This window comes from Aquamicrobium sp. LC103, from assembly GCF_001014615.2.
Lineage (GTDB): Bacteria > Pseudomonadota > Alphaproteobacteria > Rhizobiales > Rhizobiaceae > LBCQ02.
This window is the reverse complement of record NZ_LBCQ02000001.1, coordinates 609382-624085: the sequence shown is the minus strand read 5'-3', so window position 1 is coordinate 624085 and position 14704 is coordinate 609382. Positions and strand designations below refer to the sequence as shown.

10 protein-coding genes are annotated in these 14704 nt (G+C 66.2%); 5 read left to right on the top strand and 5 right to left on the bottom strand.

What is annotated here, in order from left to right:
- Window positions 1–12: 12 nt before the first annotated feature.
- Both XW59_RS03075 and purH read left to right on the top strand, forming a co-directional pair.
- Entirely contained in the window at window positions 13–1710 is a 1698-nt protein-coding gene (locus XW59_RS03075; RefSeq protein WP_047145701.1) for a heparinase II/III family protein, read from the top strand.
- 156 nt (window positions 1711–1866) lie between these two features.
- Window positions 1867–3483: a bifunctional phosphoribosylaminoimidazolecarboxamide formyltransferase/IMP cyclohydrolase gene (gene purH, locus XW59_RS03070; protein ID WP_047145601.1), complete on the top strand. Its 1617-nt coding sequence runs from the start codon at window positions 1867–1869 to the stop codon at window positions 3481–3483.
- Between the two features lie 40 nt (window positions 3484–3523).
- Here purH and XW59_RS03065 read toward each other — a convergent pair whose 3' ends face one another.
- Both XW59_RS03065 and XW59_RS03060 read right to left on the bottom strand, forming a co-directional pair.
- Complete coding sequence (locus XW59_RS03065) at window positions 3524–4939, bottom strand: MFS transporter (protein ID WP_136068200.1); 1416 nt, start codon at window positions 4937–4939, stop codon at window positions 3524–3526.
- A gap of 16 nt (window positions 4940–4955) precedes the next feature.
- Complete coding sequence (locus tag XW59_RS03060; RefSeq protein ID WP_047145599.1) at window positions 4956–9731, bottom strand: NAD-glutamate dehydrogenase; 4776 nt, start codon at window positions 9729–9731, stop codon at window positions 4956–4958.
- A gap of 123 nt (window positions 9732–9854) precedes the next feature.
- On the opposite strand from XW59_RS03060, the gene XW59_RS03055 reads away from it, so the two are divergent.
- On the top strand, window positions 9855–10421 hold the full coding sequence (locus tag XW59_RS03055; protein ID WP_047145598.1) for a peroxidase-related enzyme: 567 nt from the start codon (window positions 9855–9857) through the stop codon (window positions 10419–10421).
- 4 nt (window positions 10422–10425) lie between these two features.
- Here the strand turns inward: XW59_RS03055 and XW59_RS03050 are convergent, their stop codons facing one another.
- Entirely contained in the window at window positions 10426–11037 is a 612-nt protein-coding gene (locus XW59_RS03050; RefSeq protein WP_047145597.1) for a LysE family translocator, read from the bottom strand.
- A 385-nt stretch (window positions 11038–11422) separates the two neighbouring features.
- On the opposite strand from XW59_RS03050, the gene XW59_RS03045 reads away from it, so the two are divergent.
- Window positions 11423–12058, top strand: a complete 636-nt coding sequence (locus XW59_RS03045; RefSeq protein WP_047145596.1) for a DUF1062 domain-containing protein — start codon at window positions 11423–11425, stop codon at window positions 12056–12058.
- 32 nt (window positions 12059–12090) lie between these two features.
- Here XW59_RS03045 and XW59_RS03040 read toward each other — a convergent pair whose 3' ends face one another.
- Window positions 12091–12387 (bottom strand): hypothetical protein, encoded by a 297-nt coding sequence (locus tag XW59_RS03040; RefSeq protein ID WP_136068198.1) that lies wholly within the window; start codon window positions 12385–12387, stop codon window positions 12091–12093.
- A 79-nt stretch (window positions 12388–12466) separates the two neighbouring features.
- On the bottom strand, window positions 12467–14293 hold the full coding sequence (gene typA, locus XW59_RS03035; RefSeq protein WP_047145594.1) for a translational GTPase TypA: 1827 nt from the start codon (window positions 14291–14293) through the stop codon (window positions 12467–12469).
- 187 nt (window positions 14294–14480) lie between these two features.
- On the opposite strand from typA, the gene XW59_RS03030 reads away from it, so the two are divergent.
- Window positions 14481–14696 (top strand): hypothetical protein, encoded by a 216-nt coding sequence (locus XW59_RS03030; protein ID WP_136068196.1) that lies wholly within the window; start codon window positions 14481–14483, stop codon window positions 14694–14696.
- Window positions 14697–14704 lie beyond the last annotated feature (8 nt).

The following is a 14704-nucleotide window of genomic DNA, read 5'->3' as shown; positions in this document are numbered from 1 at the left end:
AGGGTGCGGATTTTGACGATTGCGAGGGGTGACGCCCCGCAGCTTTGTATTCTTGTCGCCTCGGAAATCTGGCGACGGGTGCGGCGGCGATTGCGCGCCGGCCCGATCTATCGCTGGCGTTTCACGGGCCGAACGCCGGAGCGCGTGCTCATCGCGCCTCCGGATCTGCGCCTCGCCGATCCGCAGATCGCGCATGAGATTTACCATGGCCGTTTCCCGCTCGGCGGCTTCACGGTCGACACCGTCGGCGCGTCGCCCTTCCAGACCGACGTCGCGAACCCGGCCTGGCAGCGCTCGCTGCATGGTTTCCGCTGGCTGCGCCACATGCGCGCCGCCGGCACCGATCTCGCTTCGGCCAATGCACGGGCGCTCGTATCGGACTGGATTTCCATTTACGGCAGGCGGATTTCCGGCGTCGCCTGGGAACCGGCCGTCACCGCGCGTCGCATCATCTCGTGGCTGCAGCATTCCGCCGTCGTGCTGCAGGGCGCCGAGTTCCCCTTCTATCGCGCCTTCCTCAAGTCGCTTACCCTTCAGATCCGCTATCTGCGCGCGGTGGCCGCCGAAATGCCCGACGGCGAGGAGCGGCTGAGAGCCCGCATAGCGCTCGCCTTCGCCGCGCTCTCGCTGCCGGTTCCCTCTTCGGCGATCCGCAGCGCCAGCAAGCATCTGAGCGCGGAGCTCGAACGCCAGATATTTCCCGACGGCGGCCACGTCTCCCGCAATCCGGAGGCGGTGCTGGAACTGCTTGCCGACCTCCTACCGCTGCGCCAGACCTATTCCAACCAGGCCGAGGCCCCGCCGGAGGCTCTGATCGGCGCGGTGGAACGCATGCTGCCGGCGCTGCGCTTCTTCCGCCACCAGGACGGCACGCTGGCGCGGTTCAACGGCATGGGCGCGACCAGCCACGACCGCATCGCGGCGATCCTGCACCATGACGACACCGCCGGCGCTCCGCTCCTGCATGCGCCGCATTCGGGCTACGAGCGCCTCGCGATGGGCACCACCACGGTGATCGCCGACGCGGGCGCTCCGCCACCGACCGAACTGTCGCACCAGGCACAGGCGGGCTGCCTCTCCTTCGAGCTCTCCTCCGGGCGGCATCATTTCGTCGTCAATTGCGGCGTCGACACCTATGGCGCGGAGGATTTCCGCCCGCTCGCGCGCTCCACGGCGGCGCACTCCACCGCGACGGTGAACGACACTTCGTCGGGCCGCTTCGTCCTGTCGCCGCGTCTGACCCGTCTGCTCGGCACGCCTCTCATCAACGGACCGCGGCGGGTGCGGTGCGAACGGACCGACGGCGACGGCACCCAGGGCTTCGTGGCGAGCCACGACGCTTATGTGCCGCGCTTCGGCCTCTACCATCAGCGCGAGCTGTCGCTGTCGGCCGAAGGCAAGCTTGTCGAGGGCATCGACCGCTTCTTCCGCTCGAGCGGCGACACGGCACGCGCCAATGGCCGCGACGCCGTTCAGGTGCGCTTCCACCTCCATCCTCATATCGAGCTCTTCGAGGACCGGCACCAGCGGCTGATCCTGAGCGCGCGGGACGGCGACGGCTGGGTGTTTTCCTGCCAGGAGCTTCTGCCGGCGGTGGAGGAATCGCTTTTCTTCGCAGGCCTCGGCGGGCCGCGCCGCAGCAGCCAGATCGTGCTGAGCTTCAAGGCGTCCGAACATCCCGAGATCCACTGGCGTATTCAGAAGCTCTAGGGTCGGCCGGTTCACCTCTCCCTGACCAGGCCTTCGGAATGTTTTTCGATTGGCTCGGGGAATGCCGCCTTCGGCGGCAGCGCGGCGTTTTCAATGCGGCCGGGTTGTGATAGGCCCCCGCGCATCTCTTCCTTACCGATCCCGGAGCCCCGCACCATGGCCGTCGCCTCGAAGAAAATTCCCGCACCTGATCTGGTGAAGGCGCGCCGCGCGCTTTTGTCGGTTTCCGACAAGGCCGGCCTGCTGAAACTCGCCCGCACGCTGCACGAGGCGGACGTCGAGCTGGTTTCCACCGGCGGCACCGCGCGCGCGATCGCCGAAGCAGGCATTCCGGTGAAGGACGTCTCCGACATCACCGGTTTCCCCGAGATCATGGACGGCCGCGTCAAGACGCTGCACCCTTCCGTCCATGGCGGCCTGCTCGCCATCCGCGACGACGAGGAGCACAAGGCGGCGATGGCCGAGCACGGCATCGGCGCCATCGATATCGCGGTCATCAATCTCTATCCGTTCGAGGAGGTGCGCGCCGCGGGCGGCGACTATCCCTCGGTCGTCGAGAACATCGACATCGGCGGCCCCGCAATGGTCCGCGCCTCCGCCAAGAACCATGCCTATGTGGCGATCGTCACCGACCCGGCCGATTATCCGCGCCTCATCGACACCTTGAAGGCCAATGACGGCGCGACGCCCTACCGGTTTCGCCAGGAGCTCGCCGCCAAGGCCTATGCCCGCACCGCGGCTTACGATGCCGCGATCTCCGGCTGGTTCGCCGAGGCGCTGGAGATCGAACATCCGACCTGGCGCGCTTTCGGCGGCAGGCTGGAGAACGTGATGCGCTACGGCGAGAACCCGCACCAGCAGGCGGGCTTCTACGTCAATGGCGACAGGCGGCCCGGCGTGGCGAGCGCGCGCCAGCTCCAGGGCAAGCAGCTTTCCTACAACAACATCAACGACACCGACGCCGCCTTCGAGCTGGTCGCCGAGTTCGATCCGGCGCGCACCGCCGCCGTCGCCATCATCAAGCATGCCAACCCTTGCGGCGTGGCCGAGGGTGACAACCTGAAATCGGCCTATCTCAAGGCGCTGGCCTGCGACCCCGTCTCCGCCTTCGGCGGCATCGTCGCGCTCAACCGCCTGCTCGACGCGGAAGCGGCCGAGGAGATCGTCAAGACCTTCACCGAGGTCATCATCGCGCCGGAAGCGTCCGAAGAGGCCGCCGCCATCGTCGCCGCGAAGAAGAACCTGCGCCTGCTCGTCACCGGCGGCCTGCCCGACCCGCGCGCGGCGGGCATGGCCGTCAAATCGGTCGCCGGCGGGCTGCTCGTCCAGTCACGCGACAATTCCGTGGTCGACGACCTCGACCTGAAGGTGGTGACGAAACGCGCGCCGAGCGATGCCGAGATGTCCGATCTGCGCTTCGCCTTCCGCGTGGCCAAGCATGTGAAGTCGAACGCGATCGTCTATGCCAGGGACGGCGCCACGGTCGGTGTGGGGGCCGGTCAGATGAGCCGCGTGGATTCCGCCCGCATCGCCGCGCGCAAGGCGATCGACGCCGCCGAAGCAGCGGGCTCGGCCGAGCCGCTGACCAAGGGCTCCGTCGTCGCTTCCGACGCCTTCTTCCCCTTCGCCGACGGGCTTCTCTCGGCCATCGAGGCCGGCGCGACCGCCGTCATCCAGCCCGGCGGCTCGATGCGCGACGAGGAGGTGGTCGCCGCCGCCGACGAGCACGGCATCGCGATGGTGTTCACCGGCGTCCGGCATTTCCGGCACTGAGCCGCTCTTCCTTCCCTCCTCGGGGAGAAGGAAGGGATGCCTACTCCTCCATCTTGTCCGCCGGGTATGGCGTCGGCCACAGAAGCGCCATGCCTCCGGCGAGGAACAGCAGGATCATCGTCATGCCGAGTCGGGGCGAGCCGCTGATCGCCGTGACCGTCGCGACCAGGAACGGCGCGACGAAGCTCGTTGCCCGGCCCGCCAGGGCGTAGATGCCGAAATAGCGGCCGGCCTCGTCGGCGGTGACGCTGCGTGCCAGATAGGAGCGCGACGAGGCTTGCACCGGGCCGAAGGCGAGCCCGATCAACAGGCCGAAGACGATATAGGCTTTCTCCGCCGGGGTGCCGAACAGGCCGCCGGTATCCTCGCCCGGCAGCATCAGCGCGCCGAAGAGGGTGAAACCGGGGCCGGTCGAGATGATGCCGACAGTGGCGACGAGCAGGAATATCAGCGCGATCATCACCACCGTCTTGGAGCCGAGCGCGGTGTCGAGCTGTGCGGCGACCCAACAGCCGAAGATGGCCACGATATTGAGGATGATCCCGAAGACGCCGATCTCGGTGACCGACCAGCCGAACATCGCCGCCGCGAAGACGCCGCCAAGGGCCAGCAGCGCGTTGACGCCGTCCTGATAGACCATGCGCGCGATCAGGAAGCGCAATATGCCGCCGCGCCGGCGCACTTCGCCCAGGGTCGATTTGAGCTCCGCAAGCCCCTCTCGCACCGCGGGACCGATCGCCTTGCCCTTGGCGCCGTCGGGGGTGAAGAAGAACATCGGCAGGATGAAGATGAAATACCAGAGCGCGGACATCGGGCCCGTGGCACGGGCATCCTCGCCGAGCTTCGGATCGAGGCCGAACAGCGGATCGGCTCCGATGATCGTCTTGCCCGTCTCGGGCGAGCCGGCGAGCATCGTCACGACGAAGATCAGCGCGATCATGCCGCCGAGATAGCCGAGACCCCAGGCTATGTTGGAAACCCTGCCGATCTCGGCCTTGGAGACGAGGCGCGGCATCATCGAATCGTTGAAGACGGTGGAGAACTCCGCGGCGATCGAGGCCAGCGAGAAGGCGAGAATCACCGGCACCAGCGGCGAGCCGGGGGCGGCGAACCACAAGGCGCACAGGCTTGCGATCTTGATGGCGGCGAAGAAAGCGATCCACGGCTTGCGCGGGCCGGTCTGGTCGGCGATCGAGCCGAGCACCGGCGAAAGGATCGCGATGAAGAAGCCGGCGATGGCGATGCCGTAGCCCCAGGCGGCCTGGCCCATGGCCGGATCGCTCGCCATGCGCGACACCACGTAGGGCCCGAAGATGAAGGTCGTGACCACCGTGAAGAACGGCTGCGCGGCCCAGTCGAAGAACATCCACCCCCAGATGCCGCGCCGCGACGTGGCGACGCGCCTGACTTCGTCCATGCTCCCCCTCCGCTTTTCCGCAGGCTGATCGCCTGCCATTGTCGGGCCGCCCGCGTCAATCGCCGATCAGGTCTGACATCAGCCCCGAGGCAACCGTCAGCTTCGAGACCGTGATGTCGCCACCCTCCGTCAGCGCCTGCAGCCGCTCCCGCGTCCGCGCGATGCGGTCGCCTCCGGCATCGAGCCAAGTCGAAACCGGCTCGTCCGCTTTCGGCCCCGCCGCGAGCGCCGCGACCGTGATGCCGCGCCGTGCGGCGCCGATCATGTCGATTGCGCGCGAAAGCGCCAGCCCGTCATAATAGTCGGCGGGCGTTATGGTGCGCGCGGCATCCGAGATGCGTCCGACGCGGAACGCCTCCGTCACCGCGAAGAACGCTTTCGCCCCGTCGATCAGGTCGGCACCCGAGGCCTCGGCCGCCTTGGCGATGTCGGGAATCAGCTCCTCGATGTTGAGGAATGCGATCTTGCCGGCGAGCCTTTCCGGCACGCCTCCCTTGAACAGGCCGTGCGCGCGCTCGGCCTGCCGCTCCCGCGTGGAAGCGGGCAGCATCGCCTCCAGCCTCGGCTCCAGCGTGCGGCGCGCGTCCCGCAGCCGTGAAATCCGCGCGCCTACGGTCTCGTGACCCTCGTCGTTCTTGAGGAACCACGCCGTCGAGGAATAAACGAGGCGTCCGACCTGCTGGTAGAGATCGAGCTGCAGGTCGCCGTCGATCCTGTTGTCGAGCGCGTCGATTTCGCCATAGAGCGCCGGCAGCTCGAAGCCGTCGCGGACCACGGCGTAGGCCGCGACGACATCGGCCGCCGAGCGGCTGGTGAGGTCCTGCATCCGGCTGACGAAGGACGGGCCGCCGCGATTGATCGCGTCATTGGCGAGCAGCGTCGCGACGATCTCGCGGCGCAGCCGGTGCGAGCGGATGTCGTCGGCGTATTTCTTCGCCATGCGCTGCGGGAAATAGCCCATCAGGTCCGCGTCGAAATGCGGATCGTCCGGCAGGCCGGTCGTCACTATGTCGTCGAAGAGGACGAGCTTGGCATAGGCGAGGAGAACGCCGAGCTCAGCTCTCGTCAGCGGCTCGCCGCGCAGCTCGCGCTCGGCGATCGCCTGCACTCCCGGCAGGAGTTCGACGCCGCGGTCGAGCAGGCCGCGCGCCTCCAGCGCCTCCATGAAACGCTCCTGATGGCCGAGGTCGGCAAGCCCGCGCCGGCGCGCCAGCGACAGCGCCAGCGGCTGGCGGTAGTTGTTGGCGAGCACCAGTCCGGCGACCTCCTCGGTCATCTCCGCCAGCAATTTGTTGCGCGCCGGCCGGGTCAGCGCGCCACGCCGCATCGCGGAGGCGAGAGCGATCTTGATGTTGACCTCGACGTCGGAAGAATTGACCCCGCCCGAATTGTCGATCGCATCGGAATTGCAGCGTCCACCGGCCAGCCCGTATTCGATGCGGGCCCGCTGCGTCATGCCCAGATTGGCGCCCTCGCCCACCACTCTCACACGCAATTGGCCGGCGCTGACGCGGATGACGTCGTTGGCGCGGTCGCCCGCGTCGGCGTTGCTCTCCCCCGAGGCGCGGACATAGGTGCCGATGCCGCCGAACCACAGGAGCTCGACCGGCGCCTTCAAGATCGCGTTCATGATCTCGGTCGGCGAGGCCGTCGTCGCGGCGAGCCCGATCGCCTCGGCCGCCCGCGGGCTCAGCGTCACCGATTTCTGGCTGCGCGAGACGATGATGCCGCCTTCGGAAAGCGTGGAACGGTCGTAGTCCTGCCAGCTCGACTGAGGCAGCTCGAACAGGCGCTTGCGTTCGGCGAACGACGTTTCGGGATCCGGATCGGGATCGATGATGATGTCGCGGTGATCGAAGGCGGCGACGAGCTTCGTGCAGGGCGAAAGCAGCATGCCGTTGCCGAACACGTCGCCGGACATGTCGCCCACGCCGACGACGGTGAACGGCTCGGACTGGATGTCCTTGTTCATCTCGCGGAAATGGCGCTTCACCGCCTCCCAGGCGCCGCGCGCGGTGATGCCCATCTTCTTGTGGTCGTAGCCTGCCGAGCCGCCGGAGGCGAAGGCGTCGTCCAGCCAGAAATCATGGGCCTGGCTGATCGCGTTGGCGGTGTCGGAGAAGGTCGCCGTCCCCTTGTCGGCGGCCACCACGAAATAGGGATCGTCGCCATCGTGCCGGATGACGCCGGCGGGAGCGACCACGCGGTCGCCGTCGAGATTGTCCGTGACCGAGAGCAACGAGGAGACGAAGTTCACATAGGCACGCTTGCCCGCCTCGAATGTCTCGCCGCGGCTGCCGCCTGCCGGCAACCGCTTGGGATAGAAGCCGCCCTTCGCGCCGACCGGCACGATGACGGCGTTCTTGACCTGCTGCGCCTTGACCAGCCCCAGCACCTCCGTGCGGTAGTCCTGCGCCCTGTCGGACCAGCGCAGGCCGCCGCGCGCCACCGGGCCGAAGCGCAGGTGCACGCCTTCCACTTCCGGCCCGTAGACGAAGATCTCGCGCCACGGACGCGGCTCGGGCAGACCGGTCAGCGCGCGCGAATCCAGCTTGAAGGCGAGCGAGCGCGGCTCGGCGCTTTCCGGCGCGTAGCAATTGGTGCGCAGCGTCGATTCGATCAGGTTCTGGAACCGGCGGATGATGGTGTCGTCGTCGAGGTTGGGCACGGCATCGAGGCCGTCCTTCAGCGCCGCTTTCACGTGGCGGATCGTGATCTCGCTTTCGGCCGCGGCCTGCGGATCGAACCTCGCCTGGAACAGGGAGAACAGCGCGCGAGAGAGGTCTGGATAGCGGTTGAGGGCCGCGGCCACGAAATCCTGGCTTTGCGGAATCCCCGCCTGCTGCAGATAGCGGCCATAGGCGCGCAGGATGGTGATCTCGCGCGCCCTCAGGCCCGCCGTCTGCACCAGCGCGGCATAGCGGTCGTTGTCGGAGATGCCGCTCCAGACGGAAAGGAACACTTCCTCGAGCAGCGCCCCTTCGTCGGAAAGGTCGATCGGCGCTCCGTAGGCGTTTTCCAGTTCCATGTCGTGGATGAAGATCGTTCCCGCCGCCCCTTCGCCAGGCACCTCGAAGGTGCGCTCGCTGATGACGCGGAAGCCCATATTCTCCAGAAGCGGCACGCGCCGCGACAACGCCACCGGCTCGCCGTGGTGATATATCTTCAGCGCCGCGCCCTGCGGCGGATGGCCGGGCAGGTGGTAGAAGTCGACGGCGATCGGGTCGTCTGGCCCGATCCCCTTGATGTAGTGGGCGTCGAGAAGCGCGACGTCCGGCGCGAAACTGTTGCGATAGCTTTGCGGGAAGCCGTTCGCGATGGCGATGAGCGCCGGATCGGCCTCGCCGTCGCCAGCCACCTCGCGCATCGCGTCCTCCCAGGTGCGCACGATGGAACGCACGCCCGCTTCCAGCACCGACTGCTCCACTTTCGGCGTCTTTCCGCCCGAGCGCCCGATGATGAAGTGGACGCGGGCGAGATTGCCTTCCGGAAACGCCGGATAGTAAGCCGACAAACGACCGTCGAAGACGCGCTTCAGGTAGGCTCCGATGCGCTCGCGCACCTCGGAATCGTAGCGATCCCTCGGAACGAAGACGAGGATGGAGACGAACCGGTCGAATTGGTCGACGCGGAACAGCACACGCACGCGCGGCCGCTCGCCCAGGGCGAGGATCGCCTCGGCATGCTTGCGCAGCATGGGCACGCTGATCTGGAAAAGCTCGTCGCGCGGATAGGATTCCAGCACGTTGATCAGCGCCTTGCCGGAATGATCGTGCGGGTCGAAGCCCGATTTCGCGATCACCGCGCTCACCTTGGAGCGGAGATAGGGTATCTTCAGCACCGAGCGCGTATAGGCCGTCGAGGTGAAGAGGCCGACGATGCGCAATTCGCCGGTGAGCCTGCCCTTCTGGTCGAAGGTCTTGACGCCGATATAGTCGAGATAGATGCGCCGGTGGACGACCGACTTTGCGTTCGCCTTGGTCACGATCAGCGGGTCGGGCCCATGCAGGAAGGCGCGGATTTCCGGCGTCGTGGTCACCGCTTCGGTGCCCCGGCGCAGCACAAGCACGTTGGGATCGGCGAGGATGCCGAGCCCCGGCTTGCTCGAGCGCTCCAGCGTGCCGTTCTTCTCGCCGCCGCTGTAGCGGAACTCGCGCATGCCGAGGAAGGTGAAATTGTCGTCGCGCAGCCATTCGAGGAAAGCGATCGCCTCGGCGACCTCGTCCTTGTCGAGCGGCACCGGCGCGTAGCGGAAATCGGCGATGGCCTGGTCGAGGCGGGCGAGCATCGGCCGCCAGTTCGATACGGCGGCATGCACCTGATTGAGGATGTGATGCAGCCGCGTCTCGAGACCGCCGATCTCGTCCTCGGTCAGCCTTGCGACATGGACATGGATGACGCTGACGCGGTCGGCATCCGCGAAGCCCTTTGCCGCCGAACCGTCGCTGCACAGTTCGGAAACCCCGCCGCGATCGTGCTTGACCATGATGACCGGATGCAGCACCAGCGCCGGCTCGCCGGCGCTGTCGGCGATTTCTCCCAGGATCGAATCGAACAGGAACGGCATGTTGTCGTTGACGACCGTGATGACCGTCATCTGCCGGCCGTGCCGCTCAATGCCCGGCTCGTTGCGGATGGAGACGACGCTGTCGCCCCGGCGGTGCTTCCTCAGCGCGTCGTAGGCGAGCTCGGCGGCCTTGGCGAAGACGGAAGCATCGTATTCGGCAAGGTCCTCGGCCGGAGCGCGCGCCTTCAAAAATTCGGCGAGCTTCACCGCGGCGCCATCGGAGATTTTGGTTGCCGATGTCGACCGTTTTTTGCGTGCAGCCATTGCGTTTCGATCTCCCGCGGGTGATTTTTGTCCGCATCGTAGCAGACAAACCATGTTTGGCGACCGGCAAGCGAGCCGGCGGAGTCAAATTTGCCCAATTTCGATGAAAGGGAGGTGAAGGCAATGAAGGAAAAGGTGACAGCGCTGAATCTGGAGCCGTCCGGCGAGCTTTCGGAAGCCACCAGGGCCTATTTCGCCAAGTGCGAGGAGAAGCTCGGCCTCGTCCCCAACGTGCTCCTCTCCTACGCCTTCGACGAGAAGAAGCTGCGCGCCTTCACCGACATGTACAACGACCTGATGCTCGGCGAATCGGGCCTCTCCAAGCTCGAGCGCGAGATGATCGCGGTCGCCGTCTCGTCGGTGAACCATTGCTATTATTGCCTCACCGCGCATGGCGCCGCGGTGCGCCAGCTCTCCGGCGACCCCGCGCTCGGCGAGATGATGGTGATGAACTACCGCGCTGCCGAACTGACTCCGAAGCAGAAGGCGATGCTCGACTTCGCCGTCAAGCTGACCGAGACGCCGGACAAGATCGAGGAAGCGGACCGCAAGGCGCTCCGCGAAGCCGGCTTCGGCGACCGCGACATCTGGGACATCGCCTCTACGGCCGCCTTCTTCAACATGTCGAACCGCGTCGCCGCCGCCGTCGACATGCGGCCGAACGCCGAATATCACGCGATGGCGCGGTAGGCTCCTACCGCGAGGCGATCGCCGCGGCGGCGCCCGCCATGGTCGCGGCGCTGACGCGGTTGGCGATCCTCATGGCGCGCGCGCTCCTCAGGACACGCCGGGCCTGCGCGGCCGCCGCCACCCAGGTCAGGTCGATCGCGACCAGCACCAGCGCCATGGTCAGGGTCAGTTCCGCCCAGCCGAGCACGGTCACGCCTCCGAGATCGATGATGGTCGGCAAAAGCGCCATGTAGAACATCATGATCTTCGGATTGCCGAGCGTGACGGCCATTCCCGCCAGGAACAGCCGCAGCGGCGATTCCGTCTTCGGCATCTCTCCGTCCCTGATCTCGACGGGCGCCGACCACATCTTCCAGGCAAGCCAGGCGAGATAGGCAACGCCCGCCCATTTCAGCACGAGGAAGGCGAGGTGGAAGGTCTGCGCCACGAAGGCGAGGCCGAACACCGCCATCGACAGCCAGATCGCCTCGCCGATCCACATGGCGAGCAAGAAGGGGAAGACGTCGCGAAACCCTTTCGAAATCACGCGCGCCACCAGCGCCGCGATCGACGGTCCCGGCGAGCCGGCGGCGACGAGCAGCGCGCCGGCGAAGATGAGAAGCGAGGAGGGTTCCATTGGATGATCTTCGTTGAGATGCCTGGGCTCGACATTAGCCGAAGACGAGAGGAGATGGTAGCGCCCCGCGGATGGCCCCTTGCCGAACCAGCGGCGCGGGGCTAGAAGTCGCCTCCCGATTGCAACTTCCAGGCCTCTGTTTTGCCAACGTAACCGCCGGTCTCATCCACATCATCGCGTCACGCTGGGCCGCGCTTCGCGCAGCCTGTTTTCATGTGTTCGTCGGGATTGCGGTTCGAGACCGGTTTGGCATGACTGAACCGCTGCCGGCACGCTTCCGCCCGGCGCGCCCGCTCCCGATTTCACACCGCCACACCGCGCCTCGCAGCGAGGCATCTCGACATCGCCGGCCTGACGGACTTCCGAACCGGAAGAGTTATTCGGCATGTCCCGTTCCGTCAGATGGACGATCGTACCCCGGACCGCACCCCAACCCTGGATTTCCTGCAGTCGCTGCGATTGCGAGAGGCCTTTCCGCAGCAGCGGAAAATTCAGGGTCAATGCCAACGGCAAGCGCATCGACGCATGGCTGATCTATAAATGCAGCCATTGCGACGACACCTGGAACTTTCCGATTTTCGAGCGTCGCAACCGGCATGAGCTCGAAGCCGCCGCTTTTGAGGCCCTCACCTCGAACGATCCTGAGCTTGCCCGCCACTTCGCCTGGGATGTTGCCGGGCTGAGGAGCAGGGCAAGCCGCGTCGAGGAGGCAACGGAGTTCCTGATATGCAAGGAAGTCCAGTCCCGCGGACAGGAAAACGCGCGAAGGCTGGAACTGGAAATCGTTTCGGCACTGCCCGTTTCGACGCGCCTCGACCGCTTGCTGGCCGGTGGTCTCGGGTTATCGCGATCGCGCCTGCTGCGGCTCCACGAGGAAGGCCGAGTCGCGATCACCCCCGGCGGCGCGGCTGTGCTGCGCAGGCCGGTGCGGAACGGAACGCGGGTTGTCTTCGACCTGCGGGAACTGCCCGAGGCATGCGACATCGCCCGCCGGGCCGCCGGCGACGGAAATGAAAATTGACGGAATCCCGGGGGCGGCCCTTGCCGGTGCCGTCACTCCTCCACCGAATCCGGCCCGCCGCCGCCGCTCGGCGGCGGCTTCGGCGCCGGCGGAAGCCCGAAGAGCGTCAGGACGCCGAGGCCGACAAGGCCATCGGACAGCGTCCTCCACCAAGGCTTGGGCGGTGGCGCAGGCTCGCTTTCGAGAACATCGTCGAGCAGCGCCTTCGCCGCCTCGTAGTCGCTTTCGACCACGGAGACCGGTATGCCGCCGAAAGCAGTCATCATGTGCGGCGCGTTGTTCGCAAGCTCGGTCGGCGCAAAGGCGTATATGCCATGCGCCGCCAGCATGGAGACACAGATCTTCGCCTCCATGACGCTGTAGTAGACGGTCAGTCGAACGAGCCGCCCGCCGTCTGCTTCGTTGGCCTCAGGCAGCGCCGCTGACTTTCTGCTTCTCGAAGCGCTTGCGCTCGTGCGGGTCGAGATAGAGCTTGCGCAGGCGGATCGATTTCGGCGTCACCTCCACCAGTTCGTCGTCCTGGATCCAGGCGAGCGCGCGTTCCAGCGTCATGCGGATCGGCGGCGTCAGCTTCACCGCCTCGTCCTTGCCGGCGGCGCGGATGTTGGTGAGCTTCTTGCCTTTCAGCACGTTCACCTCGAGATCGTTGTCGCGCGAATGGATGCCGATGATCATGCCGGCATAGACCTTGACGCCGGCGTCGATGACCATCGGGCCGCGATCCTCGAGGTTCCACATCGCGAACGCCACCGACTCGCCCTGATCGTTGGAGATCAGCACGCCGTTGGTGCGGCCGGGCAGTTCGCCCTTGTAGGGCTGGTAAGAGTGGAACAGGCGGTTCATGACGGCGGTGCCGCGCGTATCGGTCAGAAGCTCCGACTGATAGCCGATCAGGCCGCGCGTCGGCGCGTGGAAGACGAGGCGCTGGCGGTCGCCGCCCGACGGACGCAGCTCGACCATGTCGGCCTTGCGCTCGGACATCTTCTGCACGACGACGCCCGAATGCTCTTCGTCGACGTCGATGACGACTTCCTCGACCGGCTCGAGAAGCTGGCCAGCCTCGTCCTTCTGCATGACGACGCGCGGACGCGACACGGCGAGCTCGAAGCCTTCGCGGCGCATCGTCTCGATCAGGACCGCGAGCTGCAATTCGCCGCGGCCGGAGACGTAGAAGGAATCCTTGTCGGCCGATTCCTCGATCTTCAGCGCGACATTGCCCTCGGCCTCCTTGAGCAGGCGGTCGCGGATGACGCGGCTCGTCACCTTGTCGCCCTCGGTGCCGGCCAGTGGCGAATCGTTGACCAGGAAGGACATCGTGACGGTGGGCGGATCGATCGGCTGCGCCTGCATCGCGTCGGAGACGGACGGATCGCAGAAAGTGTCGGCGACGGTGCCCTTTTGCAGGCCCGCGATGGCGACGATGTCGCCGGCCTGTGCTTCCTCGATCGGCTGGCGCTCGAGGCCACGGAAGGCGAGGATCTTCGAGACGCGGCCATTTTCCAGCAGCGAGCCGTCATGATGCAGAACCTTGACCGCCTGATTCGGCTTCAGCGTGCCCGACGCGATACGGCCGGTGATGATACGGCCGAGGAACGGGTTGGCTTCCAGGATCGTGCCGATCATGCGGAACGGGCCGGGCTCGACGGCCGGCTCCGGCACATGCTTCAGGACGAGATCGAACAATGGCGCAAGCCCATCTTCCTTGGGGCCTTCCGGGCTTTCGGCCATCCAGCCGTCCCGGCCCGAACCATAGAGGATCGGGAAGTCGAGCTGCTCGTCGGTGGCGTCGAGCGCGGCGAAGAGGTCGAACACCTCGTTGATGACCTCGTCGGCGCGCGCGTCCGGACGGTCGATCTTGTTGATCGCCACGATCGGGCGGAGGCCGACCTTGAGCGCCTTGCCGACGACGAACTTGGTCTGGGGCATCGGGCCTTCGGCGGCATCGACCAGCACGATCGCGCCGTCGACCATCGACAGGATGCGCTCGACCTCCCCGCCGAAATCGGCGTGGCCGGGCGTGTCGACGATGTTGATGCGGGTGTCCTTCCAGTCGACCGAGGTCGCCTTGGCGAGAATCGTGATGCCGCGCTCCTTCTCGAGATCGTTCGAATCCATGGCGCGCTCTGCGACGCGCTGGTTTTCGCGGAACGAGCCCGACTGCTTCAGGAGCGCATCGACGAGGGTGGTTTTTCCATGGTCGACGTGCGCGATGATCGCGATGTTACGAAGGTTCATAAATATCTTCTCGGGGGTCTGGCCTGCGCATGAAACGACGCGCGGCGTTTTCAGTTGCGGCGCTCATACAGGTTTTTTCGCTTTTGCGAAAGAGGGCGGTCTTTCGCGACGCAAGGTTCAGGAAATTTTAAGGTTGCAACTTTATTAACATTCTTGCGTTACGCCGTCCCGACACTAGGTAATGACCATGATCAGAAACCTGTATCTCGCGAAGCTGGCGGCAATCGCCGCGTTCCCGCTGATGATCGGCGCCGCCTGGGCGCTTGCCCCGCAGAACGTCCCGTTCGACGAGCAGGATTTCGTTCTCGACGAATCCTACGTGCCGGGCCAGTACGGCATCGACTACGACGCCGTGACCTGCTCGACCTCCAAGGCCGTCAAAAGCGCGGCGCGCGGCTGCTGAGCCGCGCT

Excerpts from the sequence above, each read along its gene's own strand:
- purH (WP_047145601.1), top strand. The coding sequence starts at position 1,867 with ATGGCCGTCGCCTCGAAGAAAATTCCCGCACCTGATCTGGTGAAGGCG.
- XW59_RS03065 (WP_136068200.1), bottom strand. The coding sequence starts at position 4,939 with ATGGCAGGCGATCAGCCTGCGGAAAAGCGGAGGGGGAGCATGGACGAA.
- XW59_RS03060 (WP_047145599.1), bottom strand. The coding sequence starts at position 9,731 with ATGGCTGCACGCAAAAAACGGTCGACATCGGCAACCAAAATCTCCGAT.
- XW59_RS03055 (WP_047145598.1), top strand. The coding sequence starts at position 9,855 with ATGAAGGAAAAGGTGACAGCGCTGAATCTGGAGCCGTCCGGCGAGCTT.
- XW59_RS03050 (WP_047145597.1), bottom strand. The coding sequence starts at position 11,037 with ATGGAACCCTCCTCGCTTCTCATCTTCGCCGGCGCGCTGCTCGTCGCC.
- XW59_RS03045 (WP_047145596.1), top strand. The coding sequence starts at position 11,423 with ATGTCCCGTTCCGTCAGATGGACGATCGTACCCCGGACCGCACCCCAA.
- XW59_RS03040 (WP_136068198.1), bottom strand. The coding sequence starts at position 12,387 with ATGCTGGCGGCGCATGGCATATACGCCTTTGCGCCGACCGAGCTTGCG.
- typA (WP_047145594.1), bottom strand. The coding sequence starts at position 14,293 with ATGAACCTTCGTAACATCGCGATCATCGCGCACGTCGACCATGGAAAA.
- XW59_RS03030 (WP_136068196.1), top strand. The coding sequence starts at position 14,481 with ATGATCAGAAACCTGTATCTCGCGAAGCTGGCGGCAATCGCCGCGTTC.